Origin of the sequence: Streptomyces sp. SID5469 (assembly GCF_009862865.1) — a bacterium.
Taxonomy (GTDB): domain Bacteria; phylum Actinomycetota; class Actinomycetes; order Streptomycetales; family Streptomycetaceae; genus Streptomyces; species Streptomyces avermitilis.
The window spans coordinates 4,227,749-4,249,077 of record NZ_WWIN01000001.1; the positions used below are offsets into that span (position 1 = coordinate 4,227,749).

A 21,329-nucleotide genomic window follows, 5' to 3' on the forward strand; every position below is an offset into this window, starting at 1 on the left:
TCAGTTCACCGCGTCCACCTCGTCCACCTCGTCCGCCGTCAGCTCCACGTCGTACACCAGCGGTTCGGTGCCCACGGACAGGTGCCGGGCGCGGGCCGCGTACGCGGTGGCCGTCACCGCCAGCAGATACGTTCCCGAAGCGGGCGCCGAGAGGATGTACGAGCCGTCGGCCAGCGACGTCACCCGGTCCGCCTGGCGGCCGCCGGGCGTGAGGAGGGTGAGGATCGCGCTGTCGACGGGCCCGCCCTCCGCGTCACGGACGAAGCCGTGCACCACCGTCGCACCGCCCTCGGCGGCCGGCTCCGCGACGGCGTCCTCCTGCGGCTCCACCGCGAGATGCGGCAACCGCTTCTCCAGACCGGCAGGCAGCCACCAGTTGGCGTTGCCCAGCAGATGCATCGCGGCCGGCACCAGCGCCGTACGCAGGATGAACGCGTCCAGCGCGACCGCCGCCGCGAGGCCGACGCCCGCCATCGCCGCGCCCGAGTCGCCGCTCAGGACGAAGGCCAGGAAGACACAGACCATGATCAGGGCCGCGGAGTTGATCACCCGGCTGGTCTCGGCGAGGCCCACGCGGACCGCGCGCGCGTTGTCCTTCGTGTGGACCCACTCCTCGTGCATCCGGCTCACCAGGAACACCTGGTAGTCCATGGAGAGGCCGAAGAGCAGGGACAGCATGATGACCGGCAGGAACGCGTTGACCGGGCCCTCCTTGCCCAGGCCCAGCAGCTCCAGGCCCCAGCCCCACTGGAAGATCGCGACGAGCACCCCGAAGGACGCGGCGGCCGCGATCAGGTTCATCAGCGCGGCCGTGAGCGGCACGACGAGGGAGCGGAAGGCGAGCATCAGCAGCAGGAAGCCGAGGCCGATGATCGTCGCGATGAAGTAGGGCAGCCGCTCGCCGGTCACGGACGAGAAGTCCTTGGAGATCGCGGTCACGCCACCGACATGGGCGTTCGCGCCGGCGTCCGGGATCACCTTCTCCCGCAGCGTGTCGATGAGCCGGTCCGTCCGCTCGGACTGCGGTGAGGTGGTGGGGACGACCTGGATCACCGTCACGCCCCGCGCGGGCGGCAGCGCGGCCACCCGCGCCACCCCGTCGGTCGCCTCGATGCCCCGCACGAGCGCGTTCGCGTCACCGCCGTCCGAGACCACCTGGAGCGGACCGTTGAAGCCCGGCCCGAACCCCTCGGCGAGCAGGTCGTACGCCTTCCTGGTCGTCGTCGACGCCTGGTCGTTGCCCTGGTCGGTGGCGCCGAGCCGCAGCGACAGCACGGGAATCGCGAGGATGGCCATGACGACGAGAGCCATCACCGCGATCGAGCGCGGGCGCCGCTGGACGTTCGTGGACCAGCGCGCCGCCAGTCCGCTCGCCCGCTCCGGCTCGGGCCCCTCGGCCGCGAGCCTGCGCCGCTGCCGGCGGCTGAGCACCCGGGTGCCGAGGAAACCGAGCAGCGCGGGCAGCAGGGTGACGGCCGCGAGCACGCTCAGGACGACGGTGAGCGAGGTGCCGATGACCACGCCGTCCAGGAAGCGCAGGTTCGTCACGAGCATCCCGGCGAGCGCGATGCACACCGTGCCGCCGGCGAACAGCACCGCCCGTCCCGAGGTGTTGAGGGCGGTGACCACCGACTCCTCCGGTGCCATGCCCCGCAGGATGCCGCGCCGGTGCCGGGTGACGATGAACAGCGCGTAGTCGATGCCGACGCCGAGCCCGATCAGCGTGGCGAGCAGCGGGGCGAGGTCGGGGATGTCCGTGGCGTGGCTGAGCAGCTGCGTCGAGAACAGCCCGGTGCCGACGCCGAAGACCGCGATGCCGATCGGCAGCAGCATCGCGAAGAGCGAGCCGAAGGCGAGGAAGAGGACGACGGCCGCGGCCAGGATGCCGACGATCTCCGCGATGCCGGTGGGCGGCTCCTGCACCCGCTGGATCGCCTGACCGCCCAACTCGACCTGGAGTCCGCCGCGTTCCGCCTTCTGCGCGGTGTCGACGACGTTCTGCACCAGTTCCTTGGGAACGGCGTTCGCCTGCTCGGTGAAGGTGATCTGGGCGTAGGCGATCCGCCCGTTCCCGCTGACCTGGGCGGCCCCCTGGGTGCCCGCGTACGGGCTGGTGACCCCGCCGACGCCCTTCATCCGGCCGATCTCGTCGAGCGCGGGCTGGATCCGGGACCGTACGGACGGGTCCTCGACCGTTCCCCCGTCGACCTTCCACACGACCGTGTCGGTGTCGCCCGCGCTGTCCGGGAACGCCTTCTCCATCAGGTCGTACGCGCGCTTGGAGTCCGTGTTCGGAAGGGAGAAGACGTTCGCGTAGTCCGTGCCCGCGGTGGATGCCGCGAAGCCCAGTCCGAACAGCGCCCCCACCCACAGCAACAGGACCACCAGCCGGTGCCGATAGCACCACCGTGCCAATGCCGTCACGCTCAACGCTCCTTAGTCGACAGTCGAATCGGTCCGTCGGTCCGTCGGTCCCCCGGGGTACTGGACCCACCTTCCGCGACGGCACACGCGGGTGGACACGACCTGCCCATGACTCTCAAGGAACTCCAAGGCGGCAGCCCGCCCACGGCCCCTGCGGCGCACGGATACTGGGGACATGACCGCTCACGAGGGAGCCACCGTCCTCGTCGTCGAGGACGAGCCGAGCATCGCCGACGTCCTCACCATCGCCCTGCGCTACCACCGCTTCGAGGTGCTGACCGCGGGCACCGTCCGCCAGGCCCTCACCCTCGCCGAGCGCACCCGCCCCCGGGCTCCCGGCTCCGCCCGGGCCGGGGGAACCCCCATCGACCTGGCGCTGCTCGACGTGATGCTGCCGGACGGCGACGGCCGGGCGCTGGGCCGTGAACTGCGCCTGCGGCAGCCGGACCTGGCGGTCGTCTTCCTCACCGCCCGGGACGCGCCCGCCGAGATCGTGGGCGCGCTCGGCTTCGGCGACGACTACATCACCAAGCCGTTCAACATCGACGAGGTCGTCGCCCGCATCACGGCCGTACTGCGCCGTACGCGCCCCGCCGACGCCCTGCCGCGGCGCCCGCCCCTGCGCTACGGCGACCTGGAGCTGGACGAGACGACGTACAGCGCGCGCCGCGCCGGCCACACGGTCGAGCTCACCCCGACCGAGTACGCCCTGCTGCGGTTCCTGGTCCGCAACGGCGGGCGGATCGTGACCAAGGAGCAACTCCTGCGCCATGTCTGGCAGTACGAGCACACCCCGGCCGAGTCGACCGTCGTCGAGACGTACATCAGCTATCTGCGGCGCAAGCTCGAACCCCTCGGTCCGCCGGTGATCCAGACCCGGCGGGGCGTCGGATACGGGCTCGCGTGAGCGTCCGGCGGCCGCGCCGCCACCACGGCATCCACTCGCTGCGCGGCCAGCTGACGCTCACGAACGTGGGACTGCTCGCCCTCGGCATCGTCGTGGCGACCGCCGTGAGCATCATGGGCATGCGGCACTATCTGCTCGACCAGATCGACGCGGAGCTGTCCCAGACCCGTGACTCGCTGGGCGGTTCACAGCTCACGTTGCGGCAGATCGACTCGCTGAGCACGCTGGCGTTCGCCCGCGACCTGTTCGTCCCGCACACCGACGAGACACCGAAACCGGACTCGGTCTTCGCGGCCGTCGACGGCCACGGGAAGGCCGTCGCCATCGGCGGCCTCGAGCCGACCGCCACCCAGCGTGCGCTGGCCGAGGCGGTGGACGACCCGCGCGGCCTCGCCGACGACACCGACCCGCACGACGTGACCGTACGCGGCGCCCCCTACCGGGCGACGGCGGTGCGGCTCGCCGACGGCACGTTCGTGCTGCTCGCCACCTCGACCGACGCGCTGCACAAGGGCAACGCGAAGGCGCTCAAGCTCGATATGGCCATCGGGACACTGCTGTTGGCGCTGCTCGCGTGCCTGACGATGTTCAGCGTGCGCCGCCGGATGCGGCCGCTCGAGGACATGGTGGAGACCTCGTCGGCGATCGCCGAGGGTGATCTGACCCGGCGGGTGCCGTCCAGCCACCATCCGACGCAGGAGGTCGAGCAGCTGCGCCTCGCCCTCAACTCCATGCTGCACCAGGTCGAGTCGGCGTACCGGACGCGCGAGCGCAGCGCGTCCCAGCTGCGCCGGTTCGTGGGCGACGCCTCGCACGAGCTGCGTACGCCGCTGTCGGCGATCCGCGGCTATCTCCAGCTGTACGAGAAGGGGATGCTGAGCGATCCCGACGAACGTCGGCGGGCCTGGGACCGGATGAACGGCGAGGTGGACCGCATGGGCCGGCTCGTCGACGAACTGCTCACCCTCGCCCGGCTGGACCAGCGGCCCGAACTCCGTGTCCGCAACGTCGACGTGACCCGTCTGGTGCGGGACGCGGCACAGGATCTGCGGGCCCAGCAGCCGGGCCGTCCGGTGACCGTGGGCGCGGACGGCGCGCTGCTCGTACAGGCCGACGAGTCCGGCCTGCGGCAGGTGCTGGGCAACCTCGTGGGCAACGTACGCACGCATACGGCCGCCGATGTGCCGGTGCGGCTCGGGGTGGAGCGCGCGGACGGGGTCGTACGGCTGTGTGTGGCGGACGAGGGGCCGGGGCTCGCCGAGGACGACGCGGCCCGCATCTTCGACCGGTTCTTCCGGGCGGGCGGTGGCGCGGGCAGTGGTCTGGGGATGGCGATCGTGCAGGGTGTGGTCACGGCCCACGGCGGCGACGTGACGGTCCGCACGGCACCGGGCGAGGGCCTGGCGGTGACGGTGACGCTGCCGACGCGGGGGGAGGAATGAGGCGCCTCGCGGAGGGCCCCGCGCCCCCTCGGACGAGGGTCCCCCTACGCGGGCGCCGGCTCACGCCTGCTTCGACGCCAGTTCGACGACGGTGATGTCCGAAGGCGCGCCCACCCGGGTGGGCGGGCCCCACGCTCCCGCGCCCCGTGACACGTACAGCTGCGTGTCGCCGTAGCGCTCCAGGCCCGCGACCGTCGGGTTGGCGGCGGCCGCGACGAGGCTGCCGGGCCAGAGCTGGCCGCCGTGGGTGTGGCCGGAGAGCTGGAGGTCCACGTCGTGCCGGACGGCCTCGTGGATCTGGACCGGCTGGTGGGCGAGGAGCACGACGGCCCGGGTCGTGTCCCGGTCGCCCAGGGCCCTGTCGAAGTCCGGGCCCTGGCCCTCGCTCTCACCCGCCACGTCGTTGACGCCCGCGAGGTCGAAGGCGGGCAGCTCGGTGCGCGCGTTCTCCAGCGGGTTCAGGCCCAGCCGGCGCACCTCCTCGACCCACTGCCCGGCGCCGGAGAAGTACTCGTGGTTGCCCGTGACGAAGTAGCTCCCGTGCCGCGCCTTCAGCTGGGAGAGCGGTGCCGCCGCCGGGCCCAGGTCCTGCACGCTGCCGTCGACCAGGTCGCCGACCACCGCGATGAGGTCCGGCTGCGTGGAGTTGATCGTGTCGACGACGCGCTGGGCGAAGCCCCGGCCCAGGACCGGGCTCAGGTGGATGTCGCTCACCACCGCGATCCGGAAACCGTGCGCCGAGCGCGGCAGCTTGGCCAGCGGGACCGTGACGCGCTTCACCCGGGGGCCGCGCAGGACGCCGTACGTGCCGTAGCCGACCGTGCCGACCGCCGCCGCGGCGGCGGCTCCGCCGACGACCCGGGAGACGAACAGACGCCGGGAGGGGGCCGCGGCCCGAGGCGGCCCCGCCGGCTCCGGCCGCTTCGGCTCCGGCGCGGACTCCACCTCCGGCTCCGGCTCCGTCGCGGCCGTGCCCGCCGTGCCCGCCGGCACGCGCTCCGGCTGGGGTACGGCGACCTCGGCGGGCGCCTCGCGCTCCACCAGCCGCCGCACCAGCGGCCGTACGAACTCGGCCGCCACCAACGCCAGCAGCAGATACAGGGAGAACGCCATCCACAGGAAGCCCGGCCACGCCAGCACCCGTTGGAGCCAGAAGGGCGCGCCGGTGCGCTCGGCGATCAGGGCCCCGAACATCAGCACGGGACCGGTGACGATCACCACCGTGCCGGTGCGGCGCGCGAGGCCGGGGCCGCGCGTCGTGTCCCGGACCAGCCGGCGCCACGCGTACCAGTGCAGTGCCCCGAACGCGACCAGCACGGCCAGGCCCACCAGCACGAAGACAACGACCACGGCAGCCTCGTATCTCCCGATATGACGTGTGGCTATGACCTGTGGCGCAAGGCGCGCAGTCCGCGCAACCCGATGACCCCGACAACCGTCCCCAAGACAAAGGAGACGACGGCGAGCGTCAGGTGCACCCAGAAGTACGCCGTCGGATCGCCCGCGTCGTCGAACGCGAGCCCGCTGCCGTCCTTCCACAGGTTCTTGACGAAAGTGATCCAGATGACCCAGCTCCACACCCCGAAGGCGAGCAGGAACCAGGAGACGGGGCGGCTGAGCTTCATGGGTTCAGTATCGCTGTCGTCCGACGGCGCACCGCGCCGGGGTGGGGAGCGTCGGCCGGTCCGGGGCGGGACTTCGTGCCCCCCGCCCTGTACGTTCTCGACCGTGCCCGCCTCGAACAGGACCGCCAGGCGCCGCCTGCCGGTCACCTCCGCCGCGCTCCTGTCCTTGCTGACCCTCTCGCTCACCGCGCCCGCGACCGCGTTCGCGGACGGGAGCCCGGCGGCGACCCCCACAGCGACCCCGACAGGGACCCCCACGACGACCCCGACCGGGACCCCGACGGCGACGCTCTCGGCCACGCCCCCGTCCGGCATGTCGACCATCGGTGGCGACCAACTCGGCAGTCCCGGGACCCAGGTGAACCTCGGCAGCGGTGCCCCGGTGATCCCGAAGGACATCACCGCACGCTCCTGGATCGTCGCCGACGCCGAGTCCGGAGACGTCCTGGCCGCCCACAACGCGCACTGGCGGCTGCCCCCGGCGAGCACCCTGAAGATGCTGTTCGCCGACACGCTGCTGCCCAAGTTCCCCAAGAACACCGAGCACAAGGTCGTCCCCTCCGATCTGGCGGGCATGGGCGCGGGCTCCAGCGTGGTCGGCATAAAGGAGAACGAGACGTACACGGTCCACGACCTGTGGCTCGGCGTCTTCCTGCGCTCGGGCAACGACGCCGTGCACGTCCTGTCGGCGATGAACAAGGGCGTCGGCCAGACGGTCGAGGACATGCAGGAGCACGCCAGGGAGCTCCAGGCCCTGGACACGCACGTGGTCAGCCCCGACGGGTACGACGCCCCGAGGCAGGTCTCCTCGGCGTACGACCTGACGCTGTTCGCCCGCTCCGGGCTGCAGAAGAAGGACTTCCGGGAGTACTGCGCGACCGTGCGCGCGCAGTTCCCGGGCGAGACCACGAAGAAGAAGGGCAAGACGACCCGCGGGTCCTTCGAGATCCAGAACACCAACCGGCTGCTGGCCGGCGACAGCGACATCACCCCGTACCAGGGCATCGCGGGTGTGAAGAACGGCAACACCAGCAACGCGGGCGCCACCTTCACCGGAGTCGCCGAGCGGAACGGCAAGGTGCTCCTCGTCACGGTCATGAACCCGGAGAAGAACGAGCACAACGAGGTCTACAAGGAGACCGCCAAGCTGCTGGACTGGGGCTTCGGCGCGGCGGACAAGGTGACGCCGGTGGGCGAGTTGGTGGCCCCGCAGGGCGCGGACACCAGCGCGCAGCCGGGCGCGAACGCGCCCGTCTCCCCAGGTGCCGGCGCGGACAAGGAGTCCGCGAAGCCGGTGGCCGCCGATCTGAAGGACGGCGGTTCGAGCGGAGTCGGGATCGCGCTGGCGGTCACGGGCGGGGTGCTCGTGCTGCTCGTGGCGGGCGGGTTCCTGGTCAACCGCCGCTGGCCGCTGCCCGATCTGGTACGTCGTCGGACGCGCCGCTGACCTCTTCTTCTGCCGGGCCGTCGCTCGGCGTCGCCGTCCAGGCCGCGCAGAACAGCAGCAGCTTCGAGGTGAAGTTGATCCACAGCAGCAGCGCGACGGGCACCCCGAAGGCGCCGTACATGCTCTTCGACGCGACGCCCTGGATATAGCCGCTGAGCAGCAGTTTCAGCAGTTCGAAGCCGACGGCGCCGATCAGCGCGGCCACCACGAGCCGGCGCCGGGTCGGCTCGACGCCGGGCAGCAGCGTCAGGACGTACAGCAGCAGCAGGAAGTCGGCGAGTACGGCGACGAGGAACGCGGTGATGTGCAGCAGGACGCTGCCCCAGCCGTCCCTCTCGATGCCGAGCCGGTCGGCCGTCCAGCCCACCATGGCCGAGGCGACCGTGGACGTGGCGAGGGTGACGAGAACGGCGCCGCCCAGGCCGAGGAGCACACCGCCGTCCTTGAGCTTGCGCAGGAAGGGGTTCTCCTCGTCGTCGTCCAGCTCCCAGACCGCGCGCAGGCAGTCGCGCATCGCACCGACCCAGCCGATGCCGGTGAACAGCAGCACGGCGCCCGCGATCACCCCGACCGTGCCCGCGTTCTGGACCAGCGCGTGGATGTCGAGCTGGTCGGAGATGCCGGGCACCTGCTCGGCGAGCTTGTCCTGGAGCGTCTTCTGCTGCTCTTCGCTGAGCGCGGCGGCGCCGATCGCGGCGGCCACGGTCAGCAGCGGGAAGAGCGCCACGAAACTGATGAAGGTCATCGCGGCGGCGAGCTGGGTCCACTTCACCCGGTCCAGACGCTCGTACGAACGCCACGCGTGAGTGGTCATCAGGCGCGCGATCAACGGCCCGATGCCGGGGAGTGATTTCAGCCAGTCCATGATCCGACTCTTCCCTCGCCTCGAAGATCCCGAACGCCTCGAACCTCTCGGAAAGCCAGGGTCCGGGTACCCCGAAAACGCTGGACAGTGGCGAGCGCCGGGCCGATTCCGGCGCACCCATTTCAGTGAGGAGTCGCGATGAACAGGGAGAGTGTGGGGTTATGACCGTTTTGCGGCGCTACGGTCACCGTCAAGACAGGCCCTAGGAGTGTGGTTTTCATGAAGGACGCCTTCGGCGCCCCGCAGTCCCTGTTGATCCTCGGCGGTACGTCCGAGATCGGGCTGGCCACCGCGCGCCGGATGATCGCCCGGCGCGCCCGCACGGTGTGGCTGGCCGGACGCCCCTCCCCCGCGCTGGAGCAGGCCGCCGAAGCGCTGCGCTCACTGGGCGCGGACGCCCGCACCGTCGCCTTCGACGCGCTCGACCCCGAGTCCCACGAGACCGTGCTCGGCAAGGTCTTCGCGGAGGGCGACATCGACATGGTGCTGTTCGCCTTCGGCGTGCTCGGCGACCAGGCCGACGACGAACGGGACCCGGTGGCCGCGGTGCGGGTCGCGCAGACCAACTACACGGGCGCGGTCTCGGCCGGCCTGGTGTGCGCGCGGGCGCTCCAGACGCAGGGCCACGGCTCGCTGGTGGTGCTCTCCTCGATCGCCGGCGAGCGCGCCTGCCGCTCCGACTTCATCTACGGCTCCAGCAAGGCGGGCCTGGACACGTTCACCCAGGGCCTGGGCGACGCGCTGCACGGCACCGGCGTGCACGTCATGGTCGTACGACCCGGATTCGTCCGTACGCGGATGACGGCCGGCCTGGCCGAGGCGCCGCTGGCCACCACCCCGGAGGCCGTCGCGACGGCGATCGAACTGGGGCTGCGCCGGCGCTCCGAGACGGTGTGGGTGCCGGGGGCGCTGCGGGCGGTGATGTCGGCGCTGCGGCATGTGCCACGACCGGTGTTCCGGCGCCTGCCGGTGTAGGCCCCGGGCCCGGCCGACCACGCGTGCGGACCCCGGCCCCGGCTGACCGCCCGCGCGGACCCCGGCCCCGGCTGACCGCCCGCGCGGACCCCGGCCCCGGTCGACTACCCGTGCGGACCCCGGCACCGGTCGACTACCCGTGCGGGCCCGGCCCCGGTCAGCGCCGGAGGGGGACCACCACGGCCTTCTCCATCGGGTCGCCGGCCTGGTTGACCTGGACGTGGCCCGCGCCGAGCACCGTGTCCGTGCCGGGAAACGGGATCACGCTCGTGAGCCAGAGCAGCTGGGCGGACGAGGGCCGGGCACCGTCCTTGTCCGTCAGCCGGGGCCGCTTGATCTTGACGCAGGTGCCGTCCGCCGCGAGGTACCAGTTGCCGTCGAGGAAGAGGCCGCGCCTGCCGTCGACGGCTCCGGCTAACAGGCCGGAGTCGAGTTCCGCTCCGCGGGGGCGCCCGCCTGCGGGGGCACCACCGGGCCGCCGAAGGTGAACTCCCGGAGTTTGCGCCACACTCCGTCCGGGCCCTGCTCGTAGAGCGCGAAGCCGGTGCACGGCCACTCGGCCCGGTAGTCCGCCAGCTCCTCGTACGCCCGGTCCATCGCCTCGTCCTCGATGCCGTGCGCCACCGTGACGTGCGGGTGGTACGGGAACTGGAGCTCGCGCGCCACCGGCCCGGACGCGTCACGGACCTGCTTCTGCAACCAGGTGCACGCCTCGGCGCCCTCGGCCACCTGGACGAAGACCACCGGCGACAGCGGCCGGAACGTACCCGTCCCGGACAGCTTCATCGGGAACGGCCGCCCGGCGCCCGCGACCTCGAGGAGATGCGCCTCGATCGCGGGCAGCGCCGCGGCGTCGACCTCCGTCGGCGGCAGCAGCGTGACATGCGTGGGGATACCGTGAGCAGCGGCGTCGCCGAAGCCCGCGCGCCGCTCCTGGAGCAGGCTGCCGTGGGGCTCCGGGACCGCGATCGACACACCGATCGTTACGGTCCCCACGTCGTCTCCTGTCGTCGTGTCCTACCCGGGCAGGGGTGGCTGCCGAGGCAGCGTTCAGCTATCGACTGTACGGCTACCGCCGTCGAGTTGGGCGGCGGTGAAGGTGTGCTGTACGGCTCAGTGTGTGCGGTACGGCTCAGTGCTTGGCGGGCAGGAAGCCCACCCGGTCGTACGCCTGGGAGAGCGTCTCCGCGGCCACGGCACGCGCCTTCTCCGCGCCCTTGGCCAGGATCGAGTCGAGGGTCTCCGGGTCGTCCAGGTACTGCTGGGTGCGCTCCCGGAACGGGGTCACGAAGTCGACCATGACCTCGGCGAGGTCCGTCTTCAGCGCACCGTAGCCCTTGCCGGTGTACTTCTCCTCGAGTTCCGGGATACCGGTTCCGGTGAGGGTCGAGTAGATGGTCAGCAGATTGCTGATACCCGGCTTGTGCTCCGCGTCATACCTGATGACGGTGTCGGTGTCGGTGACCGCGCTCTTGACCTTCTTGGCGGTGGCCTTCGGCTCGTCGAGGAGGTTGATGAGGCCCTTGGGCGTGGACGCCGACTTGCTCATCTTGATCGACGGGTCCTGGAGATCGAAGATCTTCGCCGTCTCCTTGAGGATGTACGGCTTCGGGACCGTGAACGTCTCGCCGAAGCGGCCGTTGAAGCGCTCGGCGAGGTCGCGGGTGAGCTCGATGTGCTGGCGCTGGTCCTCGCCCACCGGGACCTCGTTGGCCTGGTACAGCAGGATGTCGGCGACCTGGAGGACCGGGTACGTGAACAGGCCGACGCTCGCGCGGTCGGCGCCCTGCTTGGCGGACTTGTCCTTGAACTGGGTCATGCGGGAGGCCTCGCCGAAACCGGTGAGACAGTTCATGATCCAGGCGAGCTGCGCGTGCTCCGGGACGTGGCTCTGGACGAAGAGCGTGCAGCGCTCCGGGTCGAGGCCCGCGGCGAGCAGCTGCGCGGCGGCGAGCCGGGTGTTGGCGCGCAGATCGGCCGGATCCTGCGGGACGGTGATCGCGTGCAGGTCGACGACCATGTAGAACGCGTCGTGGGACTCCTGGAGGGCCACCCACTGGCGGACGGCGCCGAGGTAGTTGCCGAGGTGGAACGAGCCTGCGGTGGGCTGGATTCCGGAGAGCACGCGGGGACGATCAGAGGCCATGTCCGCCATTCTCTCAGGTGCGAGGCGCCGGTCCGGAACAGGCCGGAAACAGAAGGGGAGGACTGTGATGGGCAGGGGCGTATCGGGCGAGGGCCTGTGGGGCAGGATTGCGCTGGTCAGGGGCTTGCGGCGGGGTCCACGGAGCCTGCGGGGCGCTCGGCGCGTACGGCCCGTGTTCGCCGTGGCCATGGCATGCATGGTGCTCGGGGCGCCGCAGGCCGGGGCTCTCGGCCGGGACGACGGTCATGGTCGCGACATACCGGACCTGGCGCTGGTCATCGCGGGCGGGTCGGGGCGGACGGTCGTCCTGCGCTCCGGGCAGCGGGACTTCGCCCGGATCTGGCAGTTGCTGGGGCCGATGAACGTCGGGACCGAGAAGGTGCCGGACGCCTGGGCGCGGGGCCGCTACCCGAAGGTGCGGGCCACCGTGGTGTGGGGCCTGACGGGCATCGGCGGCTGGCCGTACACCGACCGGGCGCCCGGCGGGGACGTCGGCATCGAGCGGCAGGACCAGGTGTTCCTCGCGGAGGACGGGACGCCCTGGGTGCGTACGGATCCGGCGCCGGACGTGGCGGACGACGACGTGCGCTGGCACCGGGCGACGCGTTCGGTCTTCGCCGAGGTGAACAGGAGCGGTCTGTTCGGGGCGGCTCCCGCGCCCCCGGCGGACGAGGGACCTTCGGCGGTGCGCTGGGGCGTGTGGGGGCTCGGCACGGGACTCGCCCTCGGGGTCGGCGGCACCCTCCTGGTACGCCGCACGGCGGCCCGGCGTGAAGGTGCCGGACCGCCGCGGGAGCCACGACAGGAGCTGATCGACCTGTAGGGCCGACCGGCGTACGGGGTGGCGTCAGCCGAGGTCGATCTCCGGGTAGAGCGGGAAGCCGGTCAGCAGGTCTCCGGCGCGGTGGGCGATCTCGTCCGCGATCTTCGGGTCCAGGACGTGCTGGGCCTTGGAGGGGGCGCCCTTGGCGGTGGTGCCGGGCTCGGTGGTGGTGAGGACGCGGTCGATGAGGCCCGCGATCTCGTCCATCTCGGCCGTGCCGAGGCCGCGCGTGGTCAGGGCGGGCGTGCCGATGCGGATGCCGGAGGTGTACCAGGCGCCGTTGGGGTCGGCGGGGATCGCGTTGCGGTTGGTGACGATGCCCGAGTCGAGCAGCGCGGTCTCGGCCTGGCGGCCGGTGAGGCCGTAGGAGGAGGCGACGTCGATCAGGTTGAGGTGGTTGTCGGTGCCGCCGGTGACCAGGGTGGCGCCGCGGCGCACCAGGCCCTCGGCGAGGGCGCGGGAGTTGTCGACGACGGCCTGGGCGTAGTCGCGGAACTCGGGGCGGCGGGCCTCGGCGAGCGCGACGGCCTTGGCGGCCATGACGTGCGGAAGGGGGCCACCGAGGACCATCGGGCAGCCGCGGTCGACCTGGTCCTTGAGCGAGTCGTCGCACAGCACCATGCCGCCGCGCGGGCCGCGCAGCGACTTGTGCGTGGTGGTCGTCACGATCTGGGCGTGCGGGACCGGGTCGAAGTCGCCGGTGAGGACCTTGCCCGCGACGAGGCCGGCGAAGTGCGCCATGTCGACCATCAGGGTCGCGCCGACCTCGTCGGCGATCTCCCGCATGATCCGGAAGTTCACGAGGCGGGGGTAGGCGGAGTAGCCGGCGACGATGATCAGCGGCTTGAACTCGCGGGCGGAGGTGCGCAGGGCCTCGTAGTCGATGAGGCCGGTGGCGGGGTCGGTGCCGTAGGAGCGCTGGTCGAACATCTTGCCGGAGATGTTCGGGCGGAAGCCGTGGGTGAGGTGGCCGCCGGCGTCCAGGGACATGCCGAGCATGCGCTGGTTGCCGAAGGCGCGGCGCAGCTCGGCCCAGTCGGCGTCGGAGAGGTCGTTGACGTTGCGGACGCCCGCCTTCGCGAGGGCGGGGGCCTCCACCCGGTCCGCGAGGACGGCCCAGAAGGCGACGAGGTTGGCGTCGATGCCGGAGTGCGGCTGGGCGTAGGCGTGCTGGGCGCCGAAGAGCTCGCGGGCGTGCTCGGCGGCGAGTGCCTCGACGGTGTCGACGTTGCGGCAGCCGGCGTAGAAGCGGCGGCCGACCGTGCCCTCGGCGTACTTGTCGCTGAACCAGTTGCCCATGGCCAGGAGGGTGGCCGGAGAGGCGTAGTTCTCGGAGGCGATCAGCTTGAGCATCTCGCGCTGGTCGGCGATCTCCTGCCCGATGGCGTCGGCGACGCGGGGCTCCACGGCCCGGATCACGTCGAGGGCGCTGCGGAAGGCGGTGGACTCGGTGGAAAGGGGCTGCTCGGGCATGTCGGCCTCCGGACGGCGTGGCGTTCAGCGTTCACGGTTCACGTTCGGCCCAGGCGCACGGCACACATTCGCATTCAGGCCGCTCCCCGATGGTCGGTCCCATCCCAGCGCGCCAGTCACGGCCCGTCGGCCAGCCTACCGGGCGTGCCGGACGGGCGGCGACGCGGCCGGGGCCGCGGGTCGACTACGCCCCGTCCGGCGTGCGCGCGACGATGGGGAGGGGGGTCACCCGTCGTCGTGCGGTCGGAAACGGAGTCCTCGTGAGCACCACCGAAACACTCATCGCCTCGGCCGACGCGCACAGTGCGCACACCTACCACCCGCTGCCGGTCGTCGTGGCGACGGCGGACGGGGCCTGGATGACGGACGTCGAGGGGCGCCGCTATCTCGACCTGCTGGCCGGATACTCGGCGCTCAATTTCGGACACGGCCACCGGCGGCTGATCGACGCGGCGCGAGCGCAGCTGGAGCGGGTGACGCTGACGTCGCGGGCGTTCCACCACGACCGGTTCGCCGCCTTCTGCACCCAGTTGGCAGAGCTGTGCGGCATGGAGATGGTGCTGCCGATGAACACGGGCGCGGAGGCGGTCGAGACGGCCGTGAAGACGGCCCGGAAGTGGGGCTACCGGGTGAAGGGCGTGCCCGCGGAGATGGCGAAGATCGTCGTGGCGGGCAACAACTTCCACGGCCGTACGACGACGATCATCAGCTTCTCCACGGATCCGGAGGCGCGGGCGGACTTCGGTCCGTACACACCGGGCTTCGAGATCGTGCCGTACGGGGATCTGACCGCGATGCGTTCGGCGCTCACCGAGAACACGGTGGCGGTGCTGCTCGAGCCGATCCAGGGCGAGGCGGGGGTGCTGGTGCCGCCGGCCGGCTACCTGGCCGGGGTGCGGGAGCTGACGCGGGACCGGAACGTCCTGTTCGTCGCGGACGAGATCCAGTCGGGGCTCGGCCGGACGGGGCGTACGTTCGCCTGTGAGCACGAGGGGGTCGTACCGGATGTGTACGTCCTGGGGAAGGCGCTCGGCGGCGGGATCGTGCCGGTCTCGGCGGTGGTGGCGTCGAGCGAGGTGCTCGGTGTGTTCCGGCCCGGTGAGCACGGGGCGACGTTCGGCGGCAACCCGCTGGCCTGCGCGGTGGCGCTGGAGGTGATCGCGATGCTGCGGTCGGGCGAGTACCAGGCGCGGGCGGCCGAGCTGGGCGAGCACCTGCACCGGGAGCTGGGGGTGCTGGCCGGCACCGGGCGGGTGACGGCGGTGCGCGGGCGCGGGCTGTGGGCGGGCGTGGACGTCGATCCGGCGTACGGCACGGGCCGGGAGATCTCCGAGAAGCTGATGGACCGGGGTGTCCTGGTCAAGGACACCCACGGCTCGACGATCCGGATCGCGCCCCCACTGGTGATCTCCAAGGAGGACCTGGACTGGGGGCTGGCCCAACTGCGTGGCGTGCTCGGTGTCTAGTGCCGTGACAGGCCCTAGAGGATCACATGGGGCAGGAAGCGGGCGTACTCGTCCGTGATCAGCCCGGACGACTCGCGGATGCCGAGGCCCGCCGACTCGTCCTCGACGACCCAGGCGCCGAGGACGACGTGGTTGCCGTCGAAGGCGGGCAGGGGTGCCAGCTCCTGGTAGCAGCAGGGCTCTTCCTCGCGTACGACGGGGGCGGCGCCCGGTGCGTGGACCGTCACCCCCGCGCCCTCCCGGCCGAGGAGCGGCTTGGCGACGTAGCCGTTGGCGGTCGCCAGGTCGCGTGGGCCGTCGAGGTAGGCGGGGAGCAGGTTCGGGTGTCCGGGGTACAGCTCCCAGAGGATCGCCAGCAGGGCCTTGTTGCTGAGCAGCATCTTCCAGGCGGGTTCGATCCACAGGGTGGAGCCCGTGCCGCCGCCGTTGTCGAGGGTGTCCAGGACATGGCCGGCGAAGCGGTCGCCGGTGAGCCACTCCCAGGGGTACAGCTTGAAGCAGCTGCGGATGAAGTGGAGCTGGTTGTCGACGAAGCGGCCGGAGAGCGGGTCCCAGCCGATCTCCTCCATGGAGATCCAGTCGGTGTCGAGGCCGGCCTGCTCCGCGGTCTCCTTGAGATAGGCGACGGTCATCAGGTCCTCGCCGAGTTCGTCGGCGGCGGAGTGCGCGAAGTAGAGCGGGCTGCCCGGCGGGAGGAGGGCGGCCTGCTTCTTCCAGGCGTCGACGAGCCGTTCGTGGAGGGAGTTCCACTGGTCGGCGCCGGGGAAACGGTCCTCCATCCAGAACCACTGGGGGCCGGCGGCCTCGACGAGCGAGGTCGGGGTGTCGGCGTTGTACTCGAGGAGCTTGGCGGGGCCCGTGCCGTCGTAGCGGAGGTCGAACCGGCCGTAGACGGACGGGAGTTCGGCGCGCCGGTGCCAGGCCTCGGCGACGAGCGCGGCGAGGCGCGGGTCGGCGATGCCGAGGTCGGCGAAGCGATTCTGCTCGACGATGTGCGCGGCCGCCGCCAGGCACATGCGGTGCAGTTCCTCGACGGTCTCCTCCAGCGCCTCCACCTCGGGCAGCGAGAAGACGTAGTACGCGCTCTCGTCCCAGTAGGGGCGCAGGGAGTCGTCGGGGTAGCGGGTGAGCGGGTAGATGAGGCCCTGCGCCTCGACGGTCTGCTGCCAGCCGGGGCGGGGGTCGATGGTGCGGCGTTCCATGGCGTACGAGTCCGATCGCTCCGTGACCGCTCAGCCGCCGGAGCCGCCCTTGCCGCTGCCGAAGCCGCCGCGGTCGACGCCGCCACCGCCGCTCGAACCGCCCGAACCCTTGGAGGGCTTGGTGAAGCTGCCGGAGTCGATGCGGCTCTTGCTCCTGTCGCCGCCGTAGTACCAGGTGTAGCCCGAGGAGACCTTGCCGCTGCCGGAGCTGCCCGTCTTGCAGTTCTTGTCGGCGACGACCTTGTAGCCGCCCTTGCCGAGGTTGTAGCTGTCGCGGTCGACGCAGCGCTTGTCGGGTTCGTCCGACGAGCAGGCGGTGAGCGCCGCCGCGAGGAGTCCCATGCCGCCGAGCACGACCGTGCCCGAGCGCAGTTGCCGTCGTGAGTTCGCCATGTTCGTACTCCCCCGTTCGTAGGATCAATCAGGCGATCACATTAGAGAGCGCCGCTCTGCCGTATGCACCGGCCCCCCGTGATCCCCTTCCCCTACAGTCACTTTGTGCTCTTTGGAATGATGTGCGCGCTCGGCGCGGCGGTCTGCTTCGGTACGGCGACGGTGTTGCAGGCGATCGCCACCCGGGAGGCCGCCACCACGGGGCCCGGCGGGGACGCGGCTCTGTTGCTGCGGGCGCTGCGGCAGTGGCGGTATCTGGCGGGCCTGGCGCTGGACGGGCTGGGCTTCCTGCTCCAGATCGCGGCACTGCGGTCGATTCCGATCTACGCGGTCGGCGCGGCCCTGGCGGCGAGCCTCGCGGTGACGGCGGTGGTCGCCGCACGGCTGTTGCATGTGCGGTTGAGCGGGGTCGAGTGGGCCGCGGTGGGGGTGGTGTGCGCGGGCCTCGGCATGCTCGGGCTGGCGTCCGGGGCGGAGGGCGACCGGGCCGGGTCGACGGCGCTGAAGTACGCGACGCTCGCGACGGCGGTGGCGGTGCTGCTGCTCGGGCTGGTGGGCGGGCGGATGTCCGGGCGGGGGCGGGCGTTGGTCCTCGGCCTCGGGGCCGGATTCGGGTTCGGGGTCGTAGCGGTGTCCGTACGCCTGATCGACGACCTCGCGCCCGCCACTTTGCTGACCAATCCGGCGACGTACGCACTGCTCATCGGCGGAGGCGCCGCATTCATCCTGCTGACCTCGGCGCTGCAACGCGGCTCGGTGACGACGGCCACGGCCGGCCTGGTCATCGGCGAGACCGTCGGACCGGCCCTGGTGGGGGTCATCTGGCTGGGTGACCGTACACGGGAGGGCCTGTCCTGGCTGGCCGTGCTGGGCTTCGTGGTGGCGGTCGCGGGGGCGTTGGCGCTGACACGGTTCGGGGAGGCGCCGGTGGAGGAGGGGTGACGGGGCGACGCGACTGAGCCCGCTTCCAGGGGCGCGGGGAGCTACGCGGCCCCCAGTTCGCACCAGACCAGCTTGCCCCGATGCCCGAGCCGGGACAGCGGCTGCCAGCCCCATACGTCGGAGCACGCCCGCACGAGGGCGAACCCGCGTCCGCTCTCGGCATCGGTCAACTCCTCCAACCGGCCGGGCGGCTCGGGCGGCTCGGGGTCGGCGTCCCAGGCACCGATCTGCAGGAGGCCGTCCCGGTAACGGACGCGGAGACAGGCCGGGCCCTTGGTGTGCAGTACGGCGTTGGAGACCAGCTCCGAGGCGAGGAGTTCGGCGGTGTCGGCGAGGTGGGTGAGGTGGTGGAGGGTGAGGACCAGACGGAGGGTGCGGCGGCAGACCGTGACGGCGCGGAGGTCCTGGGGGATGTAGAGGGAGTACTCCCAGGAGTCGGCGGCGGAGTCGGTTTCGGGCATGCGTCAGCTCCAAGTGGGGTGGGATTACGGGCGGTGGCAATGCCGCAGCCGTCACGGCAGGACGGAGCGGTGCGCTTCCGCAGCGTGTGCGTCTCATCACTGACAGTAGGTCTGAAAGTTATGACGGTGCAAGTCGTTCGCGTAATCTGACGCCCGAACGAGGCACCCATGCCGGCAAGTTGAGGAGCTGTACATGGCGACGCGGCGACACCCCACGGCACGGCAGGCGCGCCTGGGCTCCGAGCTGCGCAAACTCCGGGACGCCGCTGGGCTGAAGGCGACCGCGGCCGCGACCCTGCTGGGCGTGAGCTCGGTCCAGATGAGTCAGATCGAGTCCGGCATCGCAGGAGTCAGCGAGGAACGCATCCGCCGCCTCGCGGCCAACTACGCATGTTCCGACAGCGCGTTGATCGATGCCTTGGTCGTCATGGCCACGGACCGGACCCGTGGCTGGTGGGAGGAGTACCGAGGTGTCCTTCCGGCCGCCTACCTGGACCTCTCCGAACTCGACCACCACGCGACGTTCCGCCACGATGTGGCGGTCATCCATGTGCCTGGGCTCTTCCAGACGGAGGACTATGCCCGTGCGCTCTTCTCCTATATGAACCCGGAGTTCCCGGAGAGCGAGGTGGAACACCGGGTACACCACCGGATGAAGCGGAGGGTCGTCATCGAGGGTCCCACGCCCATTCCGTACGAGGCCGTGATCCACGAAGCAGCACTCCGCATCAAGGTGGCCGGCCGACCCGCTTCGTGTGCCCAACTCACCCGGGTTGCGGAGCTGTCCGAGGAAGAGCACATCAGCGTGCGGGTCATCCCGTTCGGCCTGGACGACTTCGCCGGTGCCGGAAGCGCCATGGTGTACGTGGGTGGCGCGGTACCGCGCCTGGACACTGTCGTACGCGACGCTCCGCACGGCACGGCCTTCGTCGATTCGGAAGCCCAACTGGACCACTTTCGGACGCTCTTCCGTAGGGTGAAGGGGGAATCACTGGACCCCGGTCAGTCACGTGACCTCATCCACAAGCTCATCAAGGAACTGTGAGGAAGAGCCATGGCCACCCGCCTCAAGTGGCAGAAGTCGTCCTTCTCCGGCGGCGGTGAAGGCAACGACTGCCTCGAACTCGCATCCACCCCCACCACCCTCCACCTCCGCGAGAGCGACACCCCCACCACGGTCCTCACCACCACCCCCACCACCCTCGCCCACCTCCTGGCAGGCATACGCGCCCACGCCGTTCCCGGCCAGGCGTGACCAAAGGCTGGGCGCCGGTGCCCACCCGGCCTCACTGAGGTCAGCCGGTACTGTCGAAAGGCAATGCCGCGCACAAGGCGTCCAGCGCCCCCGACCACCCGTGGTCCGGTGGTGTCCCGTAGCCCACCACCAGCGCGTCGGACCGCTCGGCGGTCGACTCCGGGTGGCGGTAGCGGTCGAGGCCGTGCACCGCGAGCCCCTGCCAGGCCGCCGCCCTCAGCGTCGACTGCTCGGTGCCCGGCGGCAGGCGCAGCACCACGTGCAGGCCCGCCGCGATGCCCGTCGCCCGGCCCCCGGGGGCCTGTTCGGCGAGCCGCGCCACCAGGGCGTCCCTGCGCCGCCGGTAACGCAGCCGGGACGCGCGAATATGGCGGTCGTAGGCGCCCGACGCGATGAACTCCGCCAGGGTGAGCTGGTCCAGCACCCCGCACGACCAGTCCACCCCACCCTTCGCCGCGACCACCTCCGGGGCGAGCGCCGGCGGCAGCACCAGCCAGCCCAGCCGCAGGCCCGGCGCCAGGGACTTGCTGGCCGTGCCCATATGGACGACGTGGTCGGGGTCGAGCCCCTGGAGGGCGCCGACCGGCTGGCGGTCGTAGCGGAACTCCCCGTCGTAGTCGTCCTCCAGGATCAGACCGTCGTCGCGCCGCGCCCAGTCCACCACCCGCGCCCGCCGGTCGGGGTGCAGCGGTACGCCCATCGGGAACTGGTGCGCGGGCGTCATCAGCACCGCCCGTACGCCTCCCAGCGCACCCCCACCCTGCGCACCGGCCGCCAACTCCTCCGTACGCGTGCCCAGTTCGTCGAATCCGAGCGGCACCGTGCGCAGCCCGGCCGCCTCCAGCAGCCGCCAGTGGGCGTCGAGCCCGTACGACTCCACGGCCAGCGAGGTCAGTCCCCGCCCGCGCAGCACCTGGCCGAGCAGCATCAGGCCGTGCAGGAAGCCGGAGCAGATGACGATGTGCTCCGGGTCCGTGCGGACGCCCCGGGCGCGGGCCAGATAGCCGGCCAGGGCGGTGCGCAGTTCCACCCGGCCGCGCGGGTCGCCGTAGTGGAGGGCCTCGTGCGGGGCGACGGTCAGCGCGCGACGGGAGGCCTTCAGCCAGGCGGCGCGGGGGAAGGAGGACAGGTCGGGGGTGCCGGGGACCAGGTCGTACACCGGGCGGGCGCGGGTCGGGCGGCCGGGGGCCGAGGCGGCGGTGGGCGTCGGCACCGGGCGCCGTGCGACGCTCGTGCCCGAGCCCTGGCGGGCGGTGAGCCAACCCTCCGCCACCAGGTCCGCGTACGCCTCCGCGACCGTGTTGCGGGCGATGCCGAGGTCGGCGGCGAGCGACCGTGATGAGGGCAGCCGGGTGCCGGGGGCGAGGCGCCCGCCGCGGACCGCCTCGCGGAGGGCTTCCGTCAGACCTCTGCGGATGCCGGGTCCGGTCGGCTCGACGTGGAGATCGACCCCGAAAGTGGCCCAAGATTTCGCCATGTAAAT

The 21,329-nt window shown here is 71.6% G+C and carries 21 protein-coding genes and 1 riboswitch; of the genes, 9 read left to right on the forward strand and 12 right to left on the reverse strand.

Going from position 1 to position 21,329, the window contains the following annotated elements; translation table 11 throughout:
- The gene (locus GTY58_RS17835; protein ID WP_037644916.1) at positions 1-2,415 is read right to left on the reverse strand and encodes an MMPL family transporter; all 2,415 of its coding nucleotides are present in this window, start codon (positions 2,413-2,415) and stop codon (positions 1-3) included.
- 184 nt (positions 2,416-2,599) lie between these two features.
- Between GTY58_RS17835 and GTY58_RS17840 the strand changes: the two genes are divergently transcribed.
- Both GTY58_RS17840 and GTY58_RS17845 read left to right on the forward strand, forming a co-directional pair.
- Entirely contained in the window at positions 2,600-3,331 is a 732-nt protein-coding gene (locus tag GTY58_RS17840; RefSeq protein ID WP_010984840.1) for a response regulator transcription factor, read from the forward strand.
- Entirely contained in the window at positions 3,328-4,773 is a 1,446-nt protein-coding gene (locus GTY58_RS17845) for a HAMP domain-containing sensor histidine kinase (RefSeq protein ID WP_010984841.1), read from the forward strand. The genes GTY58_RS17840 and GTY58_RS17845 overlap by 4 nt, the downstream gene beginning before the upstream one ends.
- Before the next feature lie 60 nt (positions 4,774-4,833).
- On the opposite strand, the gene GTY58_RS17850 is transcribed toward GTY58_RS17845, so the two are convergent.
- Positions 4,834-6,123, reverse strand: a complete 1,290-nt coding sequence (locus GTY58_RS17850; RefSeq protein WP_010984842.1) for a metallophosphoesterase — start codon at positions 6,121-6,123, stop codon at positions 4,834-4,836.
- 32 nt (positions 6,124-6,155) lie between these two features.
- A complete protein-coding gene (locus tag GTY58_RS40735; protein ID WP_010984843.1) occupies positions 6,156-6,398 on the reverse strand; it encodes a hypothetical protein in 243 nt (80 codons plus the stop codon).
- A 103-nt stretch (positions 6,399-6,501) separates the two neighbouring features.
- On the opposite strand from GTY58_RS40735, the gene GTY58_RS39670 reads away from it, so the two are divergent.
- A complete protein-coding gene (locus GTY58_RS39670) occupies positions 6,502-7,845 on the forward strand; it encodes a D-alanyl-D-alanine carboxypeptidase (RefSeq protein ID WP_010984844.1) in 1,344 nt (447 codons plus the stop codon).
- Here GTY58_RS39670 and GTY58_RS39675 read toward each other — a convergent pair.
- Complete coding sequence (locus GTY58_RS39675) at positions 7,793-8,710, reverse strand: YihY/virulence factor BrkB family protein (protein ID WP_037644915.1); 918 nt, start codon at positions 8,708-8,710, stop codon at positions 7,793-7,795. The genes GTY58_RS39670 and GTY58_RS39675 overlap by 53 nt on opposite strands.
- A 219-nt stretch (positions 8,711-8,929) precedes the next feature.
- Here GTY58_RS39675 and GTY58_RS17865 point away from each other — a divergent pair, with 219 nt between their 5' ends.
- Positions 8,930-9,685 carry a decaprenylphospho-beta-D-erythro-pentofuranosid-2-ulose 2-reductase gene (locus GTY58_RS17865; protein ID WP_037644914.1) on the forward strand — a complete coding sequence of 252 codons (756 nt, stop codon included), beginning with the start codon at positions 8,930-8,932 and terminating at the stop codon, positions 9,683-9,685.
- Positions 9,686-9,842: 157 nt separating this feature from the next.
- Here the strand turns inward: GTY58_RS17865 and GTY58_RS39680 are convergent, their stop codons facing one another.
- The 3 genes from GTY58_RS39680 to trpS all read right to left on the reverse strand — a co-directional run bounded on the left by GTY58_RS39680 (position 9,843) and on the right by trpS (position 11,831).
- The gene (locus tag GTY58_RS39680; RefSeq protein ID WP_037644913.1) at positions 9,843-10,193 is read right to left on the reverse strand and encodes a hypothetical protein; all 351 of its coding nucleotides are present in this window, start codon (positions 10,191-10,193) and stop codon (positions 9,843-9,845) included.
- Positions 10,100-10,681, reverse strand: a complete 582-nt coding sequence (locus tag GTY58_RS17870; protein WP_010984847.1) for a 2'-5' RNA ligase family protein — start codon at positions 10,679-10,681, stop codon at positions 10,100-10,102. The genes GTY58_RS39680 and GTY58_RS17870 overlap by 94 nt, the downstream gene beginning before the upstream one ends.
- A gap of 136 nt (positions 10,682-10,817) precedes the next feature.
- Positions 10,818-11,831, reverse strand: coding sequence for a tryptophan--tRNA ligase (gene trpS / locus GTY58_RS17875; RefSeq protein WP_010984848.1), 1,014 nt, complete (start codon positions 11,829-11,831; stop codon positions 10,818-10,820).
- A 187-nt stretch (positions 11,832-12,018) separates the two neighbouring features.
- Here trpS and GTY58_RS17880 point away from each other — a divergent pair, with 187 nt between their 5' ends.
- Entirely contained in the window at positions 12,019-12,654 is a 636-nt protein-coding gene (locus GTY58_RS17880; protein ID WP_237529384.1) for a hypothetical protein, read from the forward strand.
- A 24-nt stretch (positions 12,655-12,678) separates the two neighbouring features.
- Here GTY58_RS17880 and GTY58_RS17885 read toward each other — a convergent pair whose 3' ends face one another.
- Complete coding sequence (locus tag GTY58_RS17885; protein ID WP_010984850.1) at positions 12,679-14,127, reverse strand: glycine hydroxymethyltransferase; 1,449 nt, start codon at positions 14,125-14,127, stop codon at positions 12,679-12,681.
- Positions 14,128-14,167: 40 nt separating this feature from the next.
- A riboswitch (ZMP/ZTP riboswitch) is annotated at positions 14,168-14,257 on the reverse strand.
- Between the two features lie 130 nt (positions 14,258-14,387).
- On the opposite strand from GTY58_RS17885, the gene rocD reads away from it, so the two are divergent.
- The gene (gene rocD, locus GTY58_RS17890) at positions 14,388-15,593 is read left to right on the forward strand and encodes an ornithine--oxo-acid transaminase (protein WP_037644912.1); all 1,206 of its coding nucleotides are present in this window, start codon (positions 14,388-14,390) and stop codon (positions 15,591-15,593) included.
- A 14-nt stretch (positions 15,594-15,607) separates the two neighbouring features.
- Here rocD and GTY58_RS17895 read toward each other — a convergent pair whose 3' ends face one another.
- Entirely contained in the window at positions 15,608-16,795 is a 1,188-nt protein-coding gene (locus tag GTY58_RS17895; protein ID WP_010984852.1) for a glutathionylspermidine synthase family protein, read from the reverse strand.
- A gap of 30 nt (positions 16,796-16,825) precedes the next feature.
- Positions 16,826-17,188, reverse strand: a complete 363-nt coding sequence (locus GTY58_RS17900) for a hypothetical protein (protein ID WP_010984853.1) — start codon at positions 17,186-17,188, stop codon at positions 16,826-16,828.
- A 117-nt stretch (positions 17,189-17,305) separates the two neighbouring features.
- On the opposite strand from GTY58_RS17900, the gene GTY58_RS17905 reads away from it, so the two are divergent.
- Entirely contained in the window at positions 17,306-18,130 is an 825-nt protein-coding gene (locus GTY58_RS17905; RefSeq protein ID WP_010984854.1) for a hypothetical protein, read from the forward strand.
- Positions 18,131-18,171: 41 nt separating this feature from the next.
- Here the strand turns inward: GTY58_RS17905 and GTY58_RS17910 are convergent, their stop codons facing one another.
- Positions 18,172-18,591, reverse strand: coding sequence for an ATP-binding protein (locus GTY58_RS17910; RefSeq protein WP_010984855.1), 420 nt, complete (start codon positions 18,589-18,591; stop codon positions 18,172-18,174).
- Between the two features lie 193 nt (positions 18,592-18,784).
- On the opposite strand from GTY58_RS17910, the gene GTY58_RS17915 reads away from it, so the two are divergent.
- Both GTY58_RS17915 and GTY58_RS17920 read left to right on the forward strand, forming a co-directional pair.
- Entirely contained in the window at positions 18,785-19,636 is an 852-nt protein-coding gene (locus GTY58_RS17915; protein WP_010984856.1) for a helix-turn-helix transcriptional regulator, read from the forward strand.
- 9 nt (positions 19,637-19,645) lie between these two features.
- A complete protein-coding gene (locus GTY58_RS17920) occupies positions 19,646-19,846 on the forward strand; it encodes a DUF397 domain-containing protein (RefSeq protein ID WP_010984857.1) in 201 nt (66 codons plus the stop codon).
- Positions 19,847-19,886: 40 nt separating this feature from the next.
- Here GTY58_RS17920 and GTY58_RS17925 read toward each other — a convergent pair whose 3' ends face one another.
- On the reverse strand, positions 19,887-21,323 hold the full coding sequence (locus tag GTY58_RS17925) for a PLP-dependent aminotransferase family protein (RefSeq protein WP_010984858.1): 1,437 nt from the start codon (positions 21,321-21,323) through the stop codon (positions 19,887-19,889).
- Between the last annotated feature and the right edge of the window lie 6 nt (positions 21,324-21,329).